Here is a 20,943-nt window from a genome sequence, read left to right on the forward strand (position 1 = left end):
TGGTGTTTGTCATGCACAAGCCGCTTGAAATAAGCCGAGGCTGCGTCGCATCGCATGCCATCGGTCGCTTGGCGTGCGCACGTACCCTCACCCCAACCCCTCTCCCGCAGGAGAGGGGTTACTGCGGCTCGACCATTTCTTCGCTTGCGTCGAGACCGGTATCCGACAAATCGGACAACGCCAGCGCGCCTACTGCGGCTGCAAACGCAGCGTGTGCGTTGTGGTGGTCGGCAGGTCTCCCGCAGGAGAGGGGCTACTGCGGCTCAATCATTTCTTCGCTTGCATCGAGACCGGTATCCGACAGATCGGACAACGCCAGCGCGCTTACTGCGGCTGCAAACGCAGCGTGTGCGTTGTGGTGGTCGGCAGGAACGGAGTCGGACGGCCGTGGACCCAGTCGTCGTGGCCGGCGCCCCAGAACGGCGACAGTGGGTGGCCGCTCTGGCCGCCGGGCATGTGCACGATGCCGTCCTGCTCGTGGCCGGGCGACACCACCATGCGTTCGGAGGCGCCAAAGGCCGGGCCCTGGACGCGCGGCATGTCGCGGTCGCCTGGGAGTTGGTCGGCCGGCATGCACAGCCAGCGCGCGGCCAACGCCGGCAGCGCGCGTGCGATCGGGTGGCAGATGGCGGCGGTGTTGCGCTCGCCCCAGGTGCGTTTGTCGAGTGGCTGGCCTGGGTCGGCCTGCGCCACCAACTCCGCTTGCGCATTGCGTGCAGCATCGCTCAGCAATTGGTCCCAGCTTGCAAAGGCAGGCGGCAGCAGGTTGGCGGGGCGCTGCTGCAAGATCGGCCAGACGATGCCTTCCAGCTGTGCGCGACGCGGCGTCAGGAACTGCTCGCCCAATGCGGATTGGGCGGGCGCCAGCAGACCGGCTTCTACCGCATCGATGGTCTTGCTGCGGAAATCGCGCACGATGCGGTAGCTGGCCGACGTGGTGGTTGCATGACCGTCCCACTGGCGCGTTGCTTGTTCGATCTGCTGCAACGCCGGGTCTTTGCTGTGCTCGACCACGCTGCGCAACAGCTGCCACCACCGCGTCAGCAACAGCGCACGGTCGTCCAGCTGGATCGCCAGCAGATCGCGCTCGCTAAAGCGCTGCTTTGCGAACAAGTCGTCGCGGATCTGCTGCGCACGCGCGCCGAGGTCGTAGCCGGCATTGCCAAGCGTGGCCAGTTGTTGCGTATCGACCACGCGGCTATTGGCGGTCCATAGCCGATGCGAGGGCGGGTCGACCAATGCCGGCGCCGCATCGCTGCGTACCGGCCATGGCATGCAGGTGGGCGGCGGTGTGCCGGTCTGCGCAGGAGGTGTGGGCAAGGTCGGCTGAGCTGCAGAGGTCGCAAGCTCGGCAATGCCGGTCGGGCTGCATCCAGCGTTGCGTGCAGGACGTGCGCCGATCAGGCGCCAGGCGATGCGCCCGCTGCGGTCGGCCAGCAACAGGTTCTGTGCCGGAATGCCCGAGCGGTCGGCCACTTCAAATGCGCTCTGCAGGTCGCGTGCGCTGCTCATCTGTGCGAAGTCCAGACGGATCGCGCCGGGCAGCTGCGCGGCCCAGCGCAGCGCCAGCAGGCTGCCATCCTGGTTTTCATGCAGGATCGGCCCCCACGCCGCTTCGCGTACGTCCAGGCGCACCGGCGCAGCGCCCGCCACACGAATCGTTTCGACATGCGTGGTCAGCGCTTGCGGATGCTCGGGCGTGGCAGCGGGAATCCGCGCAAAGTCGGCGGTGTCGATATAGCTGTTGGTGAACGCCCAGGCCACATGGCCATTGCTGCCGACCACCACCGCGGGCAGGCCGGGCAGGGTGAAGCCGGTGACGTCCACTTTGCCGTCCGGCGCCGCGGCATCGGGATAGCGCAGCCGCGCGCGGAACCAGATGTTGGGCGCGCGCAGGCCCAGATGCATGTCGTCGGCGACGATGGCGCGGCCGTCGGCCGTGAGGCTGCCATCCACTGCAAAATTATTGCTGCCCGGGGTGGGTTGCTCGGCAGGCGGTGTAGCGGGCGGATGCGGCAAGCGACGCAGATCCAGCGCAGCCGCATCGGGCAACACGGCATCGCCGTGCGCCGCACCGAACAGCGGCGCGTCCCAACTGGAGCCTTGATGATCGAGCAGCGCCGCCAGGGCGGGCGGCACCACAGCGCGGATGCGCGCGGCAGCCAGTTCGGTCTGATTGTCGCTGTCCTGCAGGTCGGCATACATCGCCAGGCCGGTGAGGATGGAGTCCTCCAACGTCCAGGCGCGCGGGGTCTGGCGCAGCAGCAGATATGGCCACGGCCGCACCGGCAGCGCGGCCAGACCTGCATTCACGCCGTCGGTGTAGGCCTGCAGCGCCGCGCGCTGGCTGCCGGCGGCGATGTCCAGGTTGGCATGCACGCGTGCGCGCAGCCGATGCACGCGGTTGCGCTTGTCCAGATCCACCGCTTTGGGGCCGAACAGTTCGGACAATTCACCGGCAGGCGCGCGGCGCATCAGATCCATCTCGAAATAGCGCTCCTGCGCATGCACGTAGCCGAGTGCGCGCATCGCATCGGCCTGGCTGGCCGCGTCGATGGTGACCACGCCGTTGTGGTCGCGCTGCACGCCGACTGGGGCGGTCAGGCCGGTCAAGGGCGTCTCGCCGTCCAACTGCGCCAGGCTGCCGCGCAGCAGCAGATACAGCGTCAGGCCGGCGGCGAGCACCAGCACCACAGTTGCCAACATCAGCCGGGTCAGCCATTTGCGCATCGTCTATTCCTTGGAGCGTGGTTCGTGGGTAGCCGACAGACCTGGGCGGGCAGTGGGGCGGGAGCAGCAGCACCGGCGCATCAAGTGCAGTGCCGGCCGATACCGCCCGTTTGCGGCTGCGCCGTGGTGGTGTGGGGCGTCTCAGTGTGGCCGCAGATCATGACCGCGACGGGTCTTGCCGCAAGCGCAACTGAAAGTGATTCCGATTAGATCATTGCCCGCCGGCTTAGTGCACCATGCGCGCATTGCGTTGCTGGAGCACACCATGAAAGGCCATCCCGAAGTCGTCGATTACCTCAAGCAGCTGCTACGCGGCGAACTGGCGGCACGCGACCAGTATTTTCTGCATTCGCGCCGCTACGAGGATCAGGGCCTGATGGCGCTGTACGAGCGCATCAACCATGAGATGCAGGAAGAGACCGAGCACGCCGACGCGTTGCTACGTCGCATCCTGTTCCTGGAAGGCGACCCGGATATGCGTCCGGCGGAGTTTGCGCCAGGCAAGACCGTGGTCGAGATGCTCGAGCGCGATTTGGTGGTGGAATACGAAGTACGCGCGGCGCTCGCTGCCGGCATGAAGCTGTGCGAAGAGCACGGCGATTACGTCAGCCGCGACATGCTGCTCAAGCAGCTGCAGGACACCGAAGAAGATCATGCCTGGTGGCTGGAGCAGCAGCTCGGCCTGATCAAGCGGATCGGCCTGGAGCTGTACCAGACCTCGAAGATCGACAAGGGCCACGTGGCCGGTTGATTGCGGGATCGCTGCCGACCGCTGTGCGGTGCAAGGCCGCGCGGCGGTGGCGGAGGTGGCGGAGGCATATGGGCCATCGCGATTGACGGCCCACGCATCGATTGCGCCCCGATCGGATGTGCTGATCTGATCGCTCTACCGCTGGTCGAGCTGAGCTAGATCGCCGGCTTGGTGCCGGCGTTTTTCGTCAAGGCCGTCCAGGCGTCGAGAGTGGCGTTGCAGACATTGTCTCGACATTGCCTGCGGTCAGCCGCGATGTAGCCGACACCGGCTGTGGTGCCGGGTCTCAGCTGCGTTGCAGGCGATACACCGCGGTGGAGAGTGCGGTGACGCCATCGGCACGGAAGCGCGGTTCCTGATCAAGGATGTCGCGCTGTTCCAACTGCTGCACCTGCCATTGCGCCTGAAACAGCGTCTGCACCTCGGCCGCATCCACCGCGAAGGGTGGGCCGGCCTTTTCGGCTTGCGGATAATCCAGCGTAATCAGTAGCCCGCGACACATTGCAGGCAAGCGCGCGTAGGTGGTTTCCAAGTACCGCCGGCGCAGATCCGCCGGCAAGGCCACCAGCGCGGCACGGTCGTAGATCGCCGTGCAATCGGCCAACACGCTTGCGTCCAGCGCAAAGGCGTCACCGCAGATGATCTCGATGGGGCCGGCGACGAAATGTTCGCCAGCGCTGCTGGTGTGGCGCTGCGGTTGCAGGTTGGCCTCATCGAAGAACTGCGTCACGGCCAGCGGCGAGAGCTCCACGCCCAGGACACGATGGCCTTGCGCAGCCAGCCAATGCAGATCCAGCGTCTTGCCGCAGAGCGGCACCAACACGCGTGCAGCGTGTGGCAACTGCAGTGCGGGCCAGTGCTTTTGCAACAGCGGCATCACCTCATCCTGATGAAAGCCGGTCTGCCCGTCCTGCCAGCGCTGTAGCCAGAAATTTGTGTCCATGGTCTCGTCGTGTTGGTGCAACGCAGTGCGGCATCGCGCTTACGAAAAAAATCGCGCCTGTGCGCGCAGCGCGGCAGGTTTGCTCAGTGTTGCGGGTGATGGAGTGCGTTTTGCTGCCAAGTGCATCGATCAAATCGCTGCCTGCGTGGTTGCATGCCACGAGGATGGCTCACCGAAACATGTCCGGTGCTGTAGAGCGGCCAACAAACGTAGCGAGCAGTTGTCAGGTGGGTGTGGACGGCGCGCAGGGACCGGAGCGTACGCATGGTCCCTGCCGCACCGAGCACCTGCCGCGTCCGCCTGGCGGTGAGCGCAGTCATCTTGTTCGCTGCTCTTGGCAGAGACGCTACAGCAATTGCTCAAATCAGGTCGCGTGCCATGGACGGACCTGACTGCATGATTCAACTGGCTTGCAGACGCGCAATGAGCAGTAGTCCTTCTGCATCCGCAGACGCCTGATCGTAATGAACCAGGCCACCAAAATCCGTATCGACCATGATGCCGTTGCCAAGATAGCTCCAGCTCTCGTGTCCCGGAAGATAATCGGCCATGTCCATGCAGGCAACGACTTTCCCGCGATATTGCGAGTCGATCTCGATGAGATCACCGGCTTTTGATTCTTGGCCATCCGCGTACAGCATTGAACCTCCCAGCCAATGCGCCGCAACGCGGTGCGTTGGTGATTCATTGCAATGGAAAATCCCGTCCTTCCACCTTTTGCCGCCGCCTCGGTAAACCGAGGTGGCGGAGATGTCAGTCGCGCCGCCGCGCGTGCCGATCGGATGACAGGCCGTTACTGCACTTCCAGTCCATCGACCTTTTGCCGCGCCTCAGTGAAACGCGGCGGTGGCAATGCAACCGCGCCGCCGCGCATCACCGCGATAACAGGCCGTTACTGCACTTCCAGTCCATCCACCTTCTGCCACCCTCGCGGCAACAACGAGCCACGACTCGCACGTGTGCCCACATAGGTGTCCAGATCCTTGAACGACAGGCTCATGGTGCGGGCGCCGCTGCGTACCAGCAGGGTGTTGCCCGGTGCCACCGCGACCACCGCCACCACGCGCTCGGTGCCGAGTTTGGCCTTGGGGATCTCGATGATCTTGTTGCCTTTGCCCTTGTCCAGCTCAGGCACGTCGGTGGCCGGCACGGCCAGCAGGTTGCCGGCGCTGGTGACGGCAACGATGCGGTCGGTCTGCGGGTTGCTCACCTGCGCCGGGCTCAATACATGCGAGCCGGCGGTCAGGTTGAGCATCGCCTTGCCGGCCTTGTTGCGGCCAGTGAGGTTTTCGAAACGGGTCACGAAGCCGTAGCCGTGCGAGGACGCCAGCACGAAGCGGGTGGCGTTGTCGGCACTGGCCATGACCTGGAACGACGCGCCGGAGGCCGGCGAAAAACGCCCGGTCAGCGGTTCGCCGTTACCACGTGCAGAGGGCAGGGTATGCACGGCAGTGGAATAGGCGCGGCCGTCCGAATCCAGAAACGCCACCTGATGCGTGCTGCGGCTACGCACCGCGGTCAGCAGACTGTCGCCATCGCGATACGACATGCCGGCTGGATCGACCTCGTGGCCCTTGGCTGCACGCACCCAGCCCTTTTCCGACAGCACTACCGTCATCGGTTCGCTGGCGACCATCTCGGTTTCGTCGATCGCCTGCGCCGCGCCGCGCTGCACCAGCGGCGAGCGACGCGCGTCGCCGAACTTCTTGGCGTCGGCGGTGAGCTCGTCCTTGATCAGCTTCTTCAGCTTGGTCTTGCTTTCCAGGATGGCCATCAACTGCGCGCGTTCCTTGGCCAGCGCTTCCTGCTCGCCGCGGATCTTCATTTCTTCCAGGCGCGCCAACTGACGCAGCTTGGTTTCCAGGATGTATTCGGCCTGTTCCTCGCTGAGCGCGAAACGGGCGATCAACACCGGCTTGGGTTCGTCTTCGCTGCGGACGATGCGGATCACTTCGTCCAGATTGAGGAAAGCGATCAACAAGCCTTCCAACAGGTGCAGGCGACGCTCGACCTTCTGCAGGCGATGGTTGAGGCGGCGGGTGACGGTGTCGCTGCGGAAGGTCAGCCACTCGGTCAACAGCTGGCGCAGGTTCTTGACCTTGGGGCGGCCATCCAGACCGATCACATTGAGGTTGACGCGGTAGCTGCGTTCCAGATCGGTGGTGACGAACAAGTGGCCCATCAACTGCTCGGCATCCACGCGATTGGAGCGCGGCACCAGGACGACACGCACCGGGCTGGTGTGGTCGGATTCGTCGCGGATATCTTCCAGCCACGGCAGCTTCTTGGCGCGCATCTGTTGGGCGATCTGTTCGATCACCTTGGATGGCGACACCTGATACGGCAGCGCATCGATGACGATGTTGGCGTGTTCCCGTTTATAGGTGGAACGTGCGCGCACGCTGCCATGGCCGGTCTCGTAGATGGCGCGCAGGTCGGCGGCCGGGGTAATGATCTCCGCGGTGGTCGGGTAGTCCGGGCCCAGCACGTGTTCGCACAGGTCGGCGACCGTGGCATCGGGGTCGTCGAGCAGGCGCAGCAGCGCGCTGACAATCTCGTTGAGGTTGTGCGGTGGTACGTCGGTGGCCATGCCGACGGCAATGCCGGTGGTGCCGTTGAGCAGCAGGTGCGGCAGGCGCGCCGGCAACCAGGTCGGCTCTTCCAGGGTGCCGTCGAAGTTGGCCGCCCAGTCGGTGGTGCCCTGGCTGATCTCGCCCAGCAGCACTTCGGCGATCGGGGTGAGCTTGGATTCGGTGTAACGCATCGCCGCGAACGACTTGGGATCGTCGGTGGAGCCGAAGTTGCCCTGGCCTTCGATCAGCGGGTAGCGGTACGAGAATGGCTGCGCCATCAGCACCAGCGCTTCGTAGCACGCGCTGTCGCCGTGCGGATGGTACTTACCGATGACATCGCCCACGGTGCGCGCGGACTTCTTCGGCTTGGCGGCCGCGTTCAGGCCGAGCTCGCTCATCGCGAAGATGATGCGGCGCTGCACCGGCTTCAGGCCGTCGCCCAGGAACGGCAGGGCGCGGTCGAGCACCACGTACATCGAATAATCGAGATAGGCGCGTTCGGCGTACTCGCGCAGCGGCAGCTGTTCGAAGCCGTGGAAGGTGGGGCGGGTCAGATCGGTCATGTAAAGCCAGGTCCTGCGAAAGAAGAACCCGCACCAGAGCGCGGACTCGAAGAGCGCCGATTATCCGGATGCGGCGGGGGATGCCAAGCCGCGCGCGTGGCCGGCAGCCAGATAACGGGTGGGCGGGGCGCCGAAATGGCGGTGAAACACACTGACGAAGGCACTGGGGCTGCTGTAGCCGAGCTGATCGGCCACCTGCGCCACGGCGCTGCCCTGGCTGAGCCGGCGCAGACCTTCGGCCAGTCGGGCCTGCTGGCGCCACTGCGCAAAACTCAACCCGGTCTCGTCGCGAAAATGTCGGCTCAGGCTGCGCGGCGACAGCCCGCCCCAATCGGCCCAGGCATCGAGCGGGCGCGGGTCGGCGGGGGTGGCGAGCAATTGCCGGGCAATCCGCAGCAGGCGGCGGTCGGCCGGCATCGGCAGGTGCAGGTGGTCGATCTGGACCTGGCATAGCTCGTCCAGCAGCACCGCGGCCAGCCGTTGCTGGGCGGTATCCAGCGGCTGATCCAGCGGCCAGCTGGCGGCGCGCATGATCGCTTCGCGCGCCAACCCGGTCAGCCGGATCACGCCGCCTTGCGCAGGCAGGGCGGCGCAGGCATCCGGCCGCACCACCACGCCCCAGCCGCGCATCGGACCGGCCAGCTCTACGGTGTGCTGCTGGCCGGGCGGCATCCAGCCGGCGCAACCCGGTGGCAGCGACAGCGCGCCTTGCTCGGTGTGCACGGTCAGCACGCCTTGCTCGACAAACATCAATTGCCCGCGCACATGCGTATGCCAGGCGGTCTCCGGCGCCCACACCGCGCGCAGGTCGGCCAGGAAAGCGATCAGCACCGGCCCGTCGGCCCATTCGAAGCTGGCACGTACGCCAGGGGGAAGGGCGTCCACGGTCGTTGGCGGGTTTTCGATAGTCATTGGCCTGATTGTATTACCGGGCCAGACGGAGTGGCGCGTAAGGTGACGATCCTTGCTGACGGTTTAATCCCGGTTGAGATATTTGCGTTGACAAATATATTTTTCGGAACAAAATGTGCTGCATGAATTTAACCCCCACCGCTCCGCCGTCGTTCGGGTTGCTGTTGCGCCAGGTGCGCGACGCGCTGATGCGTCAGCTCGATGCCGAGATGAAGGGCGAGCTGCCCGACTTCGGTTTCAGTCACTACGTCGGTCTGAAGATCCTGGCAGTGCGTTCGCCCTGCACGGCCAACGAACTGGCGCAGGCGCTGGACCAGACGCCGAGCGCGGTGACCCGCCTGCTCGACAAGCTCGAGGCCTTGGGCGCAGTGCGGCGCGAGCCGCATGCCCAGGACCGGCGCGCGCTGCAGATCGTCATGACCGAGCAGGGCGTGGCGCTGTGGGAACGGCTGCGCTTGCGCGGCGAACGTGCGATCGAGCATGGCCTGCGCGACCTGGATGCCCCTGAGCGCGAGCAACTCACCTCCCTTCTTATCCGTGTCCGCGATGCACTCAACTCATGAACGCTGCTAGTTCCTTCATCCAGACGCTGCGCCCGCGCTCGATGCGCCTGGCGCGGCCGCTTGTTCTCACCGCGTTGACGCTTGCGCTGGCCGCCTGCGCCAGCAGCCGTGGGCTGGCGCCGCAAGGCACCGTGCTCGACGCCAGCCAGCTGCATGCCGAGCGCACCCTGGCGCAAGCCGGGTTAAGTCCGGCCGCATGGCCGGCTAGCGATTGGTGGCGCGCGCTGGGCGATGCGCAATTGAATGCGCTGATCGGCGAAGGCCTGCAGCACAGTCCCAGCCTTGACGCCGCCGACGCGCGCCTGCGCCAGGCACAGGCCCGTATCGGCACCGCGCAGGCCGATCGCGGCCCCAGCCTGTCGGTCTCCGGCGGCTACGCAGGCGTGCAGTTGCCGGAATCGGTGGCCGGTGAGGAACGCGGCGGACGCTTTGGTGGTAACGGTCAGTTGGTGGTGGATTTCCGCTACGGCGTGGACCTGTGGGGCGGCAAGCGCGCCGCCTGGGAAGCGGCGGTGGACACCGCGCACGCGGCCGAGGTGGATGCGCAGGCAGCGCGCCTGAACCTGTCGGCGGCGATCGCCGAAGCCTATGCGCAGCTCGACTACGCCTGGCGTCTGCACGATGTGGCCGACGAAGAACTGGCGCGCTCGCGCAAGACCGTGGAGCTCACCCAGCAGCGCCGCAGTGCCGGCATCGACAGCGATCTGCAACTGCGTCAGGCGCAGGCCCGGGTGCCGGCCGCGCAGCAGCAGGTGCAGTCGTCGCAGCAACAGATCGACGAGGCGCGTAACGCGCTGGCGGCGTTGCTTGGCCAGGGCCCGGACCGCGGGCTGGACATCGCACGCCCGGTGCTGGGCGCGACCATTGCCGCGCAGCTGCCGAGCAACCTGCCGGCCGATCTGCTCGGCCGTCGCCCGGACGTGGTGGCTGCGCGCTGGCGCGTGGAGGCGGCCGACAAGGACATCGCCACGGCCAAGACGCGCTTCTATCCCAGTTTCAACATCATTGCCCTGGGCGGCGTAGTGAACCGCGATGTCGGCCAGTTACTGGAAAGCGCGTCGGTGTTCGGCGTGGTTGCGCCGGCATTGAGCCTGCCGATTTTCGACGGCGGCAAGCTGCGCGCCAACCTGGCCGGCAGCGACGCCCAATACGACCTGGCGGTGGCCGACTACAACCAGAAAGTGATCGCGGCACTGCGCGAAGTGGCCGACCAGGCCAACGCAGTACGTTCGCTCGAGCAACGCGCACGTGCGCAGGACGACGCCGTGCAGACCGCTGCTGCGGCATTCGATCTGGCGCAGCAGCGCTACCGCGCCGGTATCGGCGGCTATCTGGACGTGCTCAGCGTGCAGGAGCAATTGCTCGTCGCACGCCAGCGCATGGCCGGGCTGCAGTCGCAACAACTTTTGGCCTCGGTGAGGTTGCAGCGTGCGCTGGGCGGCGGATTCACGCCGGAGCCCGCACGCGACACCGCACACACCGCGCCCACTTCCGCACAACCGAATTCCTGAGACATCGACGATGAGCCAGACGACTCCAACTTCTTCCCAACCCGCGCCCGCCGCACCGAGCAAGCGCCGTGCGGCGCTGCGCATCGTGGCCATTGTGGTGATCCTGGCGATCATCGGCATCGTGACCTGGTACGTCCTGGTCGGCCGCTGGTACGAGGACACCGACGACGCCTACGTGCAGGGTAACCAGGTGCAGATCACCCCGATGGTGGGCGGCACGGTGGTCAGCATCGGTGCCGAAGACGGCATGCGTGTCGAACGCGGCCAGCTGCTGGTGCAACTTGACCCGGCCGATACCGCAGTGGCGCTGCAGCAGGCCGAAGCCAACCTGGCCAAGACCGTGCGCCAGGTGCGCGGTCTGTACCGCAGCGTGGAAGGTGCTCAGGCCGAATTGTCGGCACGCGAAGTCACCTTGCGCAGCGCCCGTGCCGACTTTGCGCGTCGCAAGAATCTGGCTGCCAGCGGCGCCATCTCCAACGAAGAACTGGCGCATGTCCGCGAAGAACTGGCTGCCGCCGAAGCAGCAGTGAGCGGCTCGCGCGAGAGCTTCGAGCGTAACCGTGCGTTGATCGACGACAGCGCGTTGTCCAATCAGCCGGATGTGCAGACGGCTGCAGCGCAGGTGCGTCAGGCCTATCTCAACCACGCACGTACTGGTGTGGTGGCACCGGTGTCCGGCTATGTCGCACGCCGTTCGGCGCAGGTTGGCCAGCGCGTGCAGCCGGGCAGCGTGCTGATGGCGGTGGTGCCGCTGGAGCAGGTGTGGGTGGAAGCCAACTTCAAGGAAACCCAGCTCAAGCACATGCGCCTGGGCCAGGAAGTGGAACTGCATTCGGATCTGTACGGCGGTGGCGTCGACTACACCGGTCGCATCGAGAGCCTGGGCTTGGGCACCGGCAGCGCGTTCTCGCTGTTGCCGGCGCAAAACGCCAGCGGCAACTGGATCAAGATCGTGCAGCGCGTGCCGGTGCGCATTGCGGTGGACAGCAAGCAACTGGCCGACAACCCGCTGCGCATTGGCTTGTCGATGAAGGTCGACGTCAATCTGCATGACCAGCAGGGCAGCGTGCTGCCGACCAAGCTGGCGACCGGCTCGGTGTTCTCCACCGATGTGTATGCGCAGCAGTTGCAGGCTGCCGACGCCGACATCCATCGCATCATCCAGGACAACCTGCCGTCGCAGGCTGCCAGCAAGGCGGGCTAAGCCACCATGTCTTCGCAAGCTCCCACCGCGTCCGGCGGCCCGGCGGCGCCGGCGCCCGCTGCCGGCTTTCGTCCGGCCAGCGTGGCGTTGTGCACCATGGGCCTGGCCATGGCCTCGTTCATGCAGGTGCTGGACACCACCATCGCCAACGTCTCGTTGCCGACCATTGCCGGCAATCTCGGCGCAAGTTCGCAGCAGGCCACCTGGGTCATCACCTCGTTCGCGGTGAGCACGGCGATCGCGTTGCCGCTGACCGGCTGGTTGAGCCGGCGCTTTGGCGAAACCAAGTTATTCGTGTGGTCGACGCTGGCGTTCACCGTGGCATCGCTGTTGTGCGGCTTGGCGCAGAGCATGGGCATGCTGGTGGTCGCACGCGCGCTGCAGGGGTTTGTCGCCGGGCCGATGTATCCCATCACCCAGAGCTTGCTGGTGTCGATCTACCCGCGCGAAAAACGTGGGCAGGCGCTGGCGTTGCTCGCAATGATCACCGTGGTCGCGCCGATTGCCGGCCCGATCCTGGGCGGCTGGATTACCGACAACTACAGCTGGGAATGGATCTTTCTGATCAACGTGCCGCTGGGCATCATCGCCAGCAGTATTGTGGGGTCACAGTTGCGGCATCGCCCCGAACAGCTCGAAAAACCGCGCATGGATTACATCGGCCTGATCCTGCTGGTGGTCGGCGTGGGCGCGCTGCAGCTGGTGCTGGACCTGGGCAATGACGAAGACTGGTTCTCGTCCGACAAGATCGTGGTGCTGGCCTGTGTCGCCGCCGTGGCGCTGGTGGTGTTCGTGATCTGGGAACTCACCGACAAGGACCCCATCGTCGATCTCAAACTGTTTCGGCACCGCAACTTCCGTGCCGGCACCTTGGCGATGGTGGTGGCGTATGCGGCGTTCTTCAGCGTGAGCCTGTTGATCCCGCAGTGGCTGCAACGCGACATGGGCTATACCGCGATCTGGGCGGGCCTGGCCACCGCGCCAATCGGCATCCTGCCGGTGTTGATGACGCCGTTCGTGGGCAAGTACGCATTGCGGTTCGATCTGCGCATGCTCGCCACCGTCGCCTTTATCTTTTTGTCGTTCACCAGCTTCTTGCGCTCCAACTTCAACCTGCAGGTGGACTTCAGCCACGTGGCCACCGTGCAATTGGTGATGGGTGTCGGCGTGGCGTTGTTCTTCATGCCGGTACTGCAGATTCTGCTATCGGATCTGGACGGGCGCGAGATCGCGGCCGGCTCCGGCCTGGCGACGTTCCTGCGGACGTTGGGCGGCAGCTTTGCTGCATCGCTGACCACGTATCTGTGGGCGCGCCGCACGCAAGTGCACCACGCGCACATCACCGAACACATCTCGGTCTACACGCCCGGCATGCAGGAACAGGTCACCGCGATGGGGCAGGGCGACCTGCAACGCGGCGCGGCCTCGCTCAACAACATGATCAACCACCAGGCCTCGCAGATGGGCTTCAACGACATCTTCTATCTGCTTGGCTGGACCTTCCTGGCGATCATCTTCTTCCTGTGGCTGGCCAAACCGCCGTTCGGTGCGGGCGCCGGCGGCGCGGCGGCGGCTGGGGGGCACTGAGCGCAGGGCAGGTTTTGCCGCTGGGCTAGACTGGCGCTGTTCACTCAGGAGCAGCGCCGATGGTCAGGTGTTGGGCAGGTAGGGCATTCACGGATGGAGCTTCGCCAGCCACGTCGCGATCATCGCGTCTGCCAGCGCGGCAACTACACCTGCCGCAGTGGTTTGCATGGTTGCTGCTGTGTCTTGCGGTGTGCTGTTGCTTTCCCGTCGCTGCCACGCCTGAGCCCCTGGCCGACCGCCTGACCCGGCAAATGCAGATCAATCGGCAGCGCTACGGCATCGTCGGCCAGGCGGTGGTTGTCGTGCACAACGGCAAGCAGGTGTTTCGCGGAGTCGACGGCGTTGCCGATCTGCAGACGCAGCAGCCGGTCACGCCCGAGCAGATCTTTCCGGCGTTTTCGGTCGCCAAGCTGTTTGTCAGCACCTTGATCATGCAATTAGTGGAAGCAGGTGAGATCGACCTGGATCAGCCGGCCAGGCAGTATGTGCCTGCATTACCCGAACCCTGGAAGCACATCACCGTTCGGCAGCTGCTCGATCACACCTCCGGTCTGCCGGAGTACTTCGAACCGTCGCAGATGCGTGGCGCGGACGAGGCCAATGCGCGCTTTGCGGCCAGCGCGCAGGCGATGTTCGAGCGACTGGCCACACAGCCCTTGGTTGACGTTCCCGGCAGCGAAACGCGCTACACCAACACCAATTACGTGGTGCTTGCGCAGCTACTGCAGGCGCACTACCGCAAGCCGTATCCGCAGATTGCATCGGAGCGGATCATCACCAAGCTGCATCTGACGCGCACATCAATTGGACTCCCACTGTTGCCTGCGCATCGCGTAGCCAGCGCGTATCTCGGCACCGACGGTAAGCTGGAGCCGGAGCCCACTGTCGCCTTGCCGGAGTACGCGCTGGCGCATGGGCAGTTGTACACAAACGTCGACGATCTGAGCACGTTTCTGGAGGCGGTACGGACCGGGCGCCTGGTGGGCAAGGAGACCCTGCGCAAGCTCTGGCAACCGCAGACGCTTCCCAATGGGCAGCGCGGCTGGTTCGCCAGTGGCTGGGAGGTCGGGCAAGACGACGCGTATCAATCGGTCGGCCACGATGGCGGCGCGCGAGTGCGGGTGCGGATCCTGTTCGATACGACGCTTGATGGTGACAGCTACAGCGTGGTCTATCTCATTAATGGCAGTGCGCGCGGTGTGTGGAGCAGGGTGCTGCTGGACAGCATCCTTGCCACGCTCTCAGCGCAACGGTTTCCCAGTAAATCGCTGGCTGAAACACTGATCGCCTTCGCACTGCGCGCTCCCGACGAACAGGAGCCCCGCACCTTTGCGCAGGCACTCCGGGCGCGGCCCGGCCTCTCCGACGAGGCGCTCGAACGGGCGATCAACACCACCGGCTACACCGTGCTGTCCAACCTGGGCGCCACCGCCGCAATCAGGGTGTTTGCACTCAACGTGGACTTGTTCCCGGCATCGAGCAATGCGCTGGACAGTCTTGCCGAGGCGTATGAGGCGGCCGGAGACCTCGCACGCGCCAAGCGCATCAGGCAAGCGATCAAGGACAAGTCCAGCACGGCCGACTGAGAGCCGCTAACAAGCCGACTGTGCTCACCGTTAGGCGGGTGCGACCGGTGCTCAGTGCGGCACAGAACACCCTTGTATAGTGCATTTCTGAGCGTGCCGTCCGTACCCACCTGAGGACTGCTCGCCACGTTTTGGCCGCTCTAGGTGCAGCTAACGCCACGTTGCGCGATCTCCCGGCGAGTGCGGCTGGTGTTCGCAATCGGCAGATGCCGCTCCTACAACCCGCTTCTCCGCGCGGTGCGCCCGATCCCGCTCGCGGCATTTGTCAGCCGCTCCGACACACTAGTGATGCGTCACCGAAGCTGCCGGCGCATCTTCGGTGCCGTCTTGCAGTTTTACCGGTTGCGGTAACGCAAGCGCTCCATCGCTGGCGATATCTTTTTCAACCACTGTGCGTACGCGCGCGGCTGCGGTGATGGTGTTGCGGCCGTCTTCCGGCATTGCATCGAGCAACTGCAATGCATGGCCCTGATAACGCACATCCAGTGCATCCTGCAAGGCGCGTAGTGTTTGCACATCGCTGCATAAGGCGCTGGCCCTGGCTTCGATTGCGCGTGCCCGCGTATCCAGTCTGGCGTCGAGTTGGCCATCCATCGCCTTAGCGCGTGCATCGATCGCATCCGAGCGGCCGGTCATGATCTGCCACAGCATGTGACGCGCGATGCTGCCTTTGAAGGCTTCGGCTTCGTGTTCGACATAGCGCTCGAAGTTCCCATCAAAGGCCTGTTGGTCCCAGCGTCCCTTGCCAAGCGTGCCATCGACATAGTCGTTGGCACGCTTGCGCAGGCGCGTGATCTTGCGGGCGTTGAGCGAACTGCCGGTCAGCACCTCGATCACGCCGCCCAGCGCGTCGTAGCTCAGGTCGACCACCGCGTGTGCCAGCTCGGCGACCTGTGGCATCAGCGCGCGGGTGTGTTGTTCCATCTCGCGCAATCGCTCGCTGTCGGCAGCGCTGATCTGTTGCACCTGGTGATCGATGCTCAGCTCGCCAGCGTGGAAGAACACCTCGCGCGGCACGCCAGTGTCGCGGTAAAGCCAGATGCCGCCGCTGTCGGCGAGCACATTGAACGCCGTGCCGATGCCGCATTGGTGCGATGACACCTGGGCTCGATGCGTCTGCGACGCGCCGGTATGGACCTGCTGTGGCCACGCGGGCGTGCTGAACGTGGCAATCAGCAGCAAGGCAAGTGGCAGCGAGCGGCGCATCGGGGATTGCCATGAGGGTGACGAGACATCCTCATGCGTTTGGATCGCGTGCGGCGCGTGTCGAAAGTCATTGCTATGGCGCTTGGGTGTTTGTTGGACGCGGTGGCGCGCTGTGATGTGTTGCTGGCAACACATCACAGGGGATCACCACGCATGCGCTTGCTGCCCGGCATGAGCTTGGCCGGTGCGTTGGCCGCGCGATGGCGGAATCGTTCGCCGGACCTGCCGCCGGAGACTGCCTGCTACAGGCCACGGCTCAGCGGCCAGTAGTGCGAGAGAGCAAGCGCCCAAACGCAAAAAACCCCGCCGAAGCGAGGTTTTTTACGATCTACCGTGAGTCGTGGTGCCCAGGAGAGGACTCGAACCTCCACGAAGTTGCCCCCGCTAGCACCTGAAGCTAGTGCGTCTACCAATTCCGCCACCTGGGCGACTCAGGGGGCGAATTGTGCAAGTTGCGCGTGCGGCTGTCAACGCACTTTCTTACATTTTTGTGTGCGGCATGCAGCGCTCGGCAGCCGGGCGTGGCGGACGCATGGATCAAGCGCCCGCCGCCGCCGTTTACGGTAGCTGTGCAGCCTGCAAGGTAACCTCCGCACTTTGCACCGGCTCATTCGCCGAGCGTGCCAGTTGCACGCGGTAGGTGCCGGCAGCGATCTTCCAATGACGTGCCTTGGCATCGAAATCGGCCAGCGTCTTCGGTTCGGCCACCACCTGCACGCTGCGCTTTTCGCCGGGCTTGAGCGTGAGCTTCTGCCAGCCGATCAGGCGCAGCGGCGTGGCATGGCCATCGGGCAAGGTGACGTAGAGCTGCGGCACTGCGGCGCCTTCGCGCTGGCCGGTGTTCTCCACCTCGAAGCGCGCGGTGAGGGTGCTGCCTTGCGCGTTCACCTGCAGGCCGCCCATGCGGAATTGCGTGTACGACAGACCGTGCCCGAACGGATAACGCGGGGTGAGCTTGCGCGCGGCAAACCATTTGTAGCCGACGTTGGCGCCTTCGATGGCGTAGTCGATGCTGTCTTCGCCCGGCTTGGCCGGCTTGAAGCCAAGCCCCGGAATCGACGGGCGCGGCAGCTGCGATTCGTCCACCGGCCAGGTCACCGGCAAATGGCCGGACGGATTCACCGCGCCGGTCAGCAAGTTGGCGATCGCTTGGCCGCCGCCGATGCCCGGATACCACGCCTGCAGCACCGCCGGTACGCGCTCGGCCCAGGGCATGCGCACGGGGCCGTTGGTTTCCAGCACTACGGTGGTCTTGGGGTTGGCCTTGGCCACTGCGTCGATCAACGCATCCTGGTTGTCGGGCAACTGCATGTCCGGCAGGTCGACCGATTCGGCGGCCCATTGGGTGGCGAACACGATGGCGACATCGGCCGCTTTGGCCGCACGTGCGGCCGCATTGCGGTCCTTGCCGTCGACGTACTCGATCTGCACGTTCGGCAATGCGGCGCGCAGTGCCTGCAATGGCGAGGACGGATGGATGATCACCGGGCCCGGCCAGGTGGTCGGGGTGAGCCCGGGCACCGCGTTGCCGCCATTGATGGTGTAGTCCACGCGCGAGGAGCCGCCGCCGGACATCACGCCCTTGTCGGCGTAGCCGCCGATCACTGCGAGACGGCGCACATCCTTGGACAACGGCAACAGGGCCTGCTCATTACGCAGCAGCACGCTGCCTTCTTCGGCCACATGCTGCGCGGCCAGTTGCCCGGCCTTGCCATCGATGGGTTGGCGCTGGGTCGGGTGATCGAACGCGCCATGCGCAAACAGGCTGCGCAGCACGCGCTTGACCATGTCGTCGAAGCGCGCGCGCGGCACCACGCCGGCGCCCACCGCCATGCGCAACGGCGCATCGAAGAACACCGCCGCATCGAACACTTCGCCGGCCGATTGCTGATCCAATCCAGCCAGCGCGGCCTTGGAGCCGCTGTGCACGCCGCCCCAATCGGACATCACATAGCCGGGGTATTTCCATTCCTGCTTGAGCACCTGGTTGAGCAGGTAATCGTGCTCGCAGCCGTAGATGCCGTTGATCTTGTTGTACGAACACATCACCGACGCCGGGTCGCCGATCTTCAGCGCAATCTCGAATGCCAGCAGGTCCGACTCGTGCATTGCCTGCTCGTCAATGTCGGCGCTATGGAAGTTGCGCCGGGTTTCCATGTCGTTGAGCGCGAAGTGCTTCATCGTCGACAGCACGTGTTCGCTCTGCACGCCGCGGATCGATTCGCCGACCATGGTGCCGGCCAGCAGCGGGTCTTCGCCGGCGTATTCGAAGTTGCGCCCGTTGCGCGGATCGCGCTGCAGGTTGACGCTGCCGGCCAGCAGCACGTTGAAGCCCTGCTGCCAGGATTCGCGGCCCATGGTCTTGCCGCCGGCAAAGGCCAGCTGCGGGTTCCAGCTGGATGCCGTGGAGGGGCCGGACGGCATCGCGGTGGCGAAGTCGCCCTTGCGAATGCCACCGGGATTGGTCAAGCCCACGCCGGCATCGGCCAGCTGCTGCGCCGGGATGCCCAAGCGTGGAATGCCGGGCACATAGCCTGCCGACCCCAGCGCGCCTTCCGGCTTGGGAATCTTGTCGGTACCCAGGCCGAAATAGCTGCGCAGCATCTGGAATTTTTCGTCGTCGGTCATCTGCGCCAGCAGCCGGTCCGCACGTTGGTCGGCGGTCAACGCGGTGTCCATCCATGGCTGCGCTGGCGCTGCGGATTGTGCGAGTGCCAACGGCGCAGTCAGCGCAATGCCCAGGCCCATGACCACCGCCAAGACGAGCGGGCGAGGGCGAAGAGTGGTCGTTGTAAACGGTTTCATAGCGGGATGTGGCACGGGGTGTCCTTGTCGTACTAGGTCATTACGAAATTGGGGGCATCGAGATGCCCGGATGGGAGCCGCGCACAGGCGCGGTTCGGTCGCTCGCCTGGAGAGGCGGCGCGGTTAGAAGTCGGTCTGCGCGGTACGCAGCACCGGATAGAGCTGGTAGCGCTCGTCCCACGAAGAATGACGCTTGGCGAAGAACTCCAGGCGCGCTTGCGGGCTGTTGGCAAACTCCGGGTCGCTGGCGATGCGCTGTTCGAACTGCGCCTTCAACGCGGCGTCGTTGGCCAGCATGTCGCGCGCCACGTCTTCGGCCACGTAGGCCTCCATGTATTCCTTGCGCTCGAAGGCCGTGTTGAAAAAGCCCCACTGCAGCAACGAGTCCGGTGCCTGCGGCTCCAGCATCGCCATCAACAGGCGTGCCTTGGGTTGCGCAATCGGCACGAACAACGCGCCGGCCGGCACGCTGCGGGTTTCATCGCGCCATTGCCCACCGACCTCCAAGGTCTGGTGACCTTCGTTCGAGCGCGCAGCAAAGTTGGCGGTGTCGGCACGGAAGGTTTGCACCGGATGCTCTGCCGTACTGGCGACGATGCGGAAATCGATGCCATGCAGGCGTAATTTCTCGGCGACAAAGGCCGCTTGTGCTGCCGGCACCAGATAGCCGCCACGTGGTGCGTCGACCACCAGATCGGGTTTGATCTGATCGCGCAGCGGTATCTTCCAGATCTGCGGTTTGCTCTCGTCGTAACGCGTCATCAACGCGCCGGAAATCGGCGACGGCGTGCGCGTATACGCATAGCCGCGAAACGCCACGGTGCGCGCAGCCGGGCCGGCGGCAAAGCGCAGCGGCTCGGGCATGCCGGCCAGCTGGCTGGCGCGCTGATCGGCTGCCAGCGCATCGGCGCGCCAGGCGTTGCCATGTTTTGCGGCCTGCTGCAGCACCGACACGATGGCATTGCGGGTGACCCGCACGCGCGTGGGGTAGTCCTTCCACGAGTGGGTTTCCACCAACATGCCGAAGCGGTTGCGCAGCAGGAAATAGCCATGCGAAAACCGCGGCGGCGACACGTCGTCGGCGAAGCCGGAGCTGGGGTCGTCTTCGTGCACGAAAGAGGGGTAATACGGCAGCGGCAGCGAACCCTGCTTGGCCAGATCGCCCAGCACCGCATCGCGCCAACGCGTGCCGTCGCGCTGCAAGGTGGTATCGCCGGCATGCACCGGCTCCACCTGCACCGAGACGTCGTGCTCGAACTTGGCGCCGTCGGTGACATGCAGGTCCACGTACATCAGCGGGTCCCACTGCTGTACCAGCCGCAGCATGGCCTGCATCTCCGGCGCGTCGGCCTTGACGTAGTCGCGGTTGAGATTGAGGTTCTGCGCGGTGACACGCCAGCCCATCTGCTCGGGGCCGCGCTGGTTGGGGCGGTTCCAGGCGCCGAAGCGCTCGTGTCCATCCACGTTGAACACCGGCACGAACACCCACACCAACGTGTCGAGCACGCCCTTGCCGGCCTTGCCATCGAGCAGCTGGCGCAAGGCCAGAAAGCCCGCGTCCTTGCCATCGATTTCGCCAGCGTGGATACCGCCCTGGATCAAGACCACCGGCAGCTTCCGCTGCGCGGCGCTGGCTGCGTCCAGTGCGCCGCTGGTGGAGGCGATCAAGGCTTTCATCGGCCGGCCTTCCGGCGTGGTGCCAAACTCGACGCAGCGCACCGCCTGCGGGTAACGCTGCGCAAACGCATCGCACAGCGCGATGACTTCGTCATAGCGGCCGGTCTGCACAAAGCCGCTGCGCTCGGCCTGGGTGGTCAGCGGTTCGGCGGCCAGCGCGACAGGGGCGCAGGTCAACAACAGGCTCAGGGCCAGGCGGGTGAAGCGGGGCATCCAGCGGTCCAGTGTTCCAGGAAAACGTTTGCAATGTAGCCGAGCCGAGCTGGCAGGCCAATCTGCACTGCGGCATGGCCGCCGGCTTCAAGCGGGCGCGAGCGAATCGAAAACCCCGT

At 65.3% G+C, this 20,943-nt stretch carries 14 protein-coding genes, 1 tRNA gene and 1 other RNA gene; 6 read left to right on the plus strand and 10 right to left on the minus strand.

Going from position 1 to position 20,943, the window contains the following annotated elements:
- Positions 1-324 precede the first annotated feature (324 nt).
- Positions 325-2,730, minus strand: a complete 2,406-nt coding sequence (locus tag ABQU90_RS03735; protein WP_323522028.1) for a penicillin acylase family protein — start codon at positions 2,728-2,730, stop codon at positions 325-327.
- Positions 2,731-2,995: 265 nt separating this feature from the next.
- On the opposite strand from ABQU90_RS03735, the gene bfr reads away from it, so the two are divergent.
- Positions 2,996-3,481: a bacterioferritin gene (gene bfr / locus ABQU90_RS03740; RefSeq protein WP_074059611.1), complete on the plus strand. Its 486-nt coding sequence runs from the start codon at positions 2,996-2,998 to the stop codon at positions 3,479-3,481.
- A 286-nt stretch (positions 3,482-3,767) separates the two neighbouring features.
- Here the strand turns inward: bfr and ABQU90_RS03745 are convergent, their stop codons facing one another.
- The 5 genes from ABQU90_RS03745 to ABQU90_RS03765 all read right to left on the minus strand — a co-directional run bounded on the left by ABQU90_RS03745 (position 3,768) and on the right by ABQU90_RS03765 (position 8,472).
- Positions 3,768-4,424: a thiopurine S-methyltransferase gene (locus ABQU90_RS03745; protein ID WP_323522029.1), complete on the minus strand. Its 657-nt coding sequence runs from the start codon at positions 4,422-4,424 to the stop codon at positions 3,768-3,770.
- 198 nt (positions 4,425-4,622) lie between these two features.
- Positions 4,623-4,697: non-coding RNA, sX9 sRNA (locus ABQU90_RS03750), on the minus strand.
- A gap of 128 nt (positions 4,698-4,825) precedes the next feature.
- Positions 4,826-5,065, minus strand: coding sequence for a hypothetical protein (locus ABQU90_RS03755; RefSeq protein WP_323517262.1), 240 nt, complete (start codon positions 5,063-5,065; stop codon positions 4,826-4,828).
- 251 nt (positions 5,066-5,316) lie between these two features.
- Positions 5,317-7,560, minus strand: a complete 2,244-nt coding sequence (parC, locus tag ABQU90_RS03760) for a DNA topoisomerase IV subunit A (protein ID WP_055845059.1) — start codon at positions 7,558-7,560, stop codon at positions 5,317-5,319.
- Positions 7,561-7,620: 60 nt separating this feature from the next.
- Positions 7,621-8,472, minus strand: coding sequence for an AraC family transcriptional regulator (locus ABQU90_RS03765; protein WP_055845056.1), 852 nt, complete (start codon positions 8,470-8,472; stop codon positions 7,621-7,623).
- A 122-nt stretch (positions 8,473-8,594) separates the two neighbouring features.
- On the opposite strand from ABQU90_RS03765, the gene ABQU90_RS03770 reads away from it, so the two are divergent.
- The 5 genes from ABQU90_RS03770 (at position 8,595) to ABQU90_RS03790 (ending at position 14,923) form a co-directional block, all read left to right on the plus strand.
- Complete coding sequence (locus ABQU90_RS03770; protein ID WP_115561715.1) at positions 8,595-9,035, plus strand: MarR family winged helix-turn-helix transcriptional regulator; 441 nt, start codon at positions 8,595-8,597, stop codon at positions 9,033-9,035.
- The gene (locus ABQU90_RS03775) at positions 9,032-10,546 is read left to right on the plus strand and encodes an efflux transporter outer membrane subunit (protein WP_323522031.1); all 1,515 of its coding nucleotides are present in this window, start codon (positions 9,032-9,034) and stop codon (positions 10,544-10,546) included. The genes ABQU90_RS03770 and ABQU90_RS03775 overlap by 4 nt, the downstream gene beginning before the upstream one ends.
- 10 nt (positions 10,547-10,556) lie before the next feature.
- Entirely contained in the window at positions 10,557-11,750 is a 1,194-nt protein-coding gene (locus tag ABQU90_RS03780; RefSeq protein WP_055845048.1) for an HlyD family secretion protein, read from the plus strand.
- Positions 11,751-11,756: 6 nt separating this feature from the next.
- Positions 11,757-13,337 (plus strand): DHA2 family efflux MFS transporter permease subunit, encoded by a 1,581-nt coding sequence (locus ABQU90_RS03785; RefSeq protein ID WP_115512116.1) that lies wholly within the window; start codon positions 11,757-11,759, stop codon positions 13,335-13,337.
- 251 nt (positions 13,338-13,588) lie between these two features.
- The gene (locus tag ABQU90_RS03790; protein WP_323522033.1) at positions 13,589-14,923 is read left to right on the plus strand and encodes a serine hydrolase domain-containing protein; all 1,335 of its coding nucleotides are present in this window, start codon (positions 13,589-13,591) and stop codon (positions 14,921-14,923) included.
- A gap of 282 nt (positions 14,924-15,205) precedes the next feature.
- Here ABQU90_RS03790 and ABQU90_RS03795 read toward each other — a convergent pair whose 3' ends face one another.
- The 4 genes from ABQU90_RS03795 to ABQU90_RS03810 form a co-directional block, all read right to left on the minus strand.
- Positions 15,206-16,129, minus strand: coding sequence for a DUF2884 family protein (locus tag ABQU90_RS03795; protein WP_323522034.1), 924 nt, complete (start codon positions 16,127-16,129; stop codon positions 15,206-15,208).
- 341 nt (positions 16,130-16,470) lie between these two features.
- Positions 16,471-16,557: transfer RNA gene (locus ABQU90_RS03800), tRNA-Leu, on the minus strand.
- Between the two features lie 130 nt (positions 16,558-16,687).
- Entirely contained in the window at positions 16,688-18,877 is a 2,190-nt protein-coding gene (locus ABQU90_RS03805; protein WP_323522035.1) for a beta-glucosidase family protein, read from the minus strand.
- A gap of 180 nt (positions 18,878-19,057) precedes the next feature.
- Positions 19,058-20,824 carry a M14 family metallopeptidase gene (locus ABQU90_RS03810; RefSeq protein ID WP_323522037.1) on the minus strand — a complete coding sequence of 589 codons (1,767 nt, stop codon included), beginning with the start codon at positions 20,822-20,824 and terminating at the stop codon, positions 19,058-19,060.
- Between the last annotated feature and the right edge of the window lie 119 nt (positions 20,825-20,943).

The sequence above is a fragment of the Xanthomonas sp. WHRI 10207 genome (assembly GCF_040202975.1).
Classification (GTDB): domain Bacteria; phylum Pseudomonadota; class Gammaproteobacteria; order Xanthomonadales; family Xanthomonadaceae; genus Xanthomonas.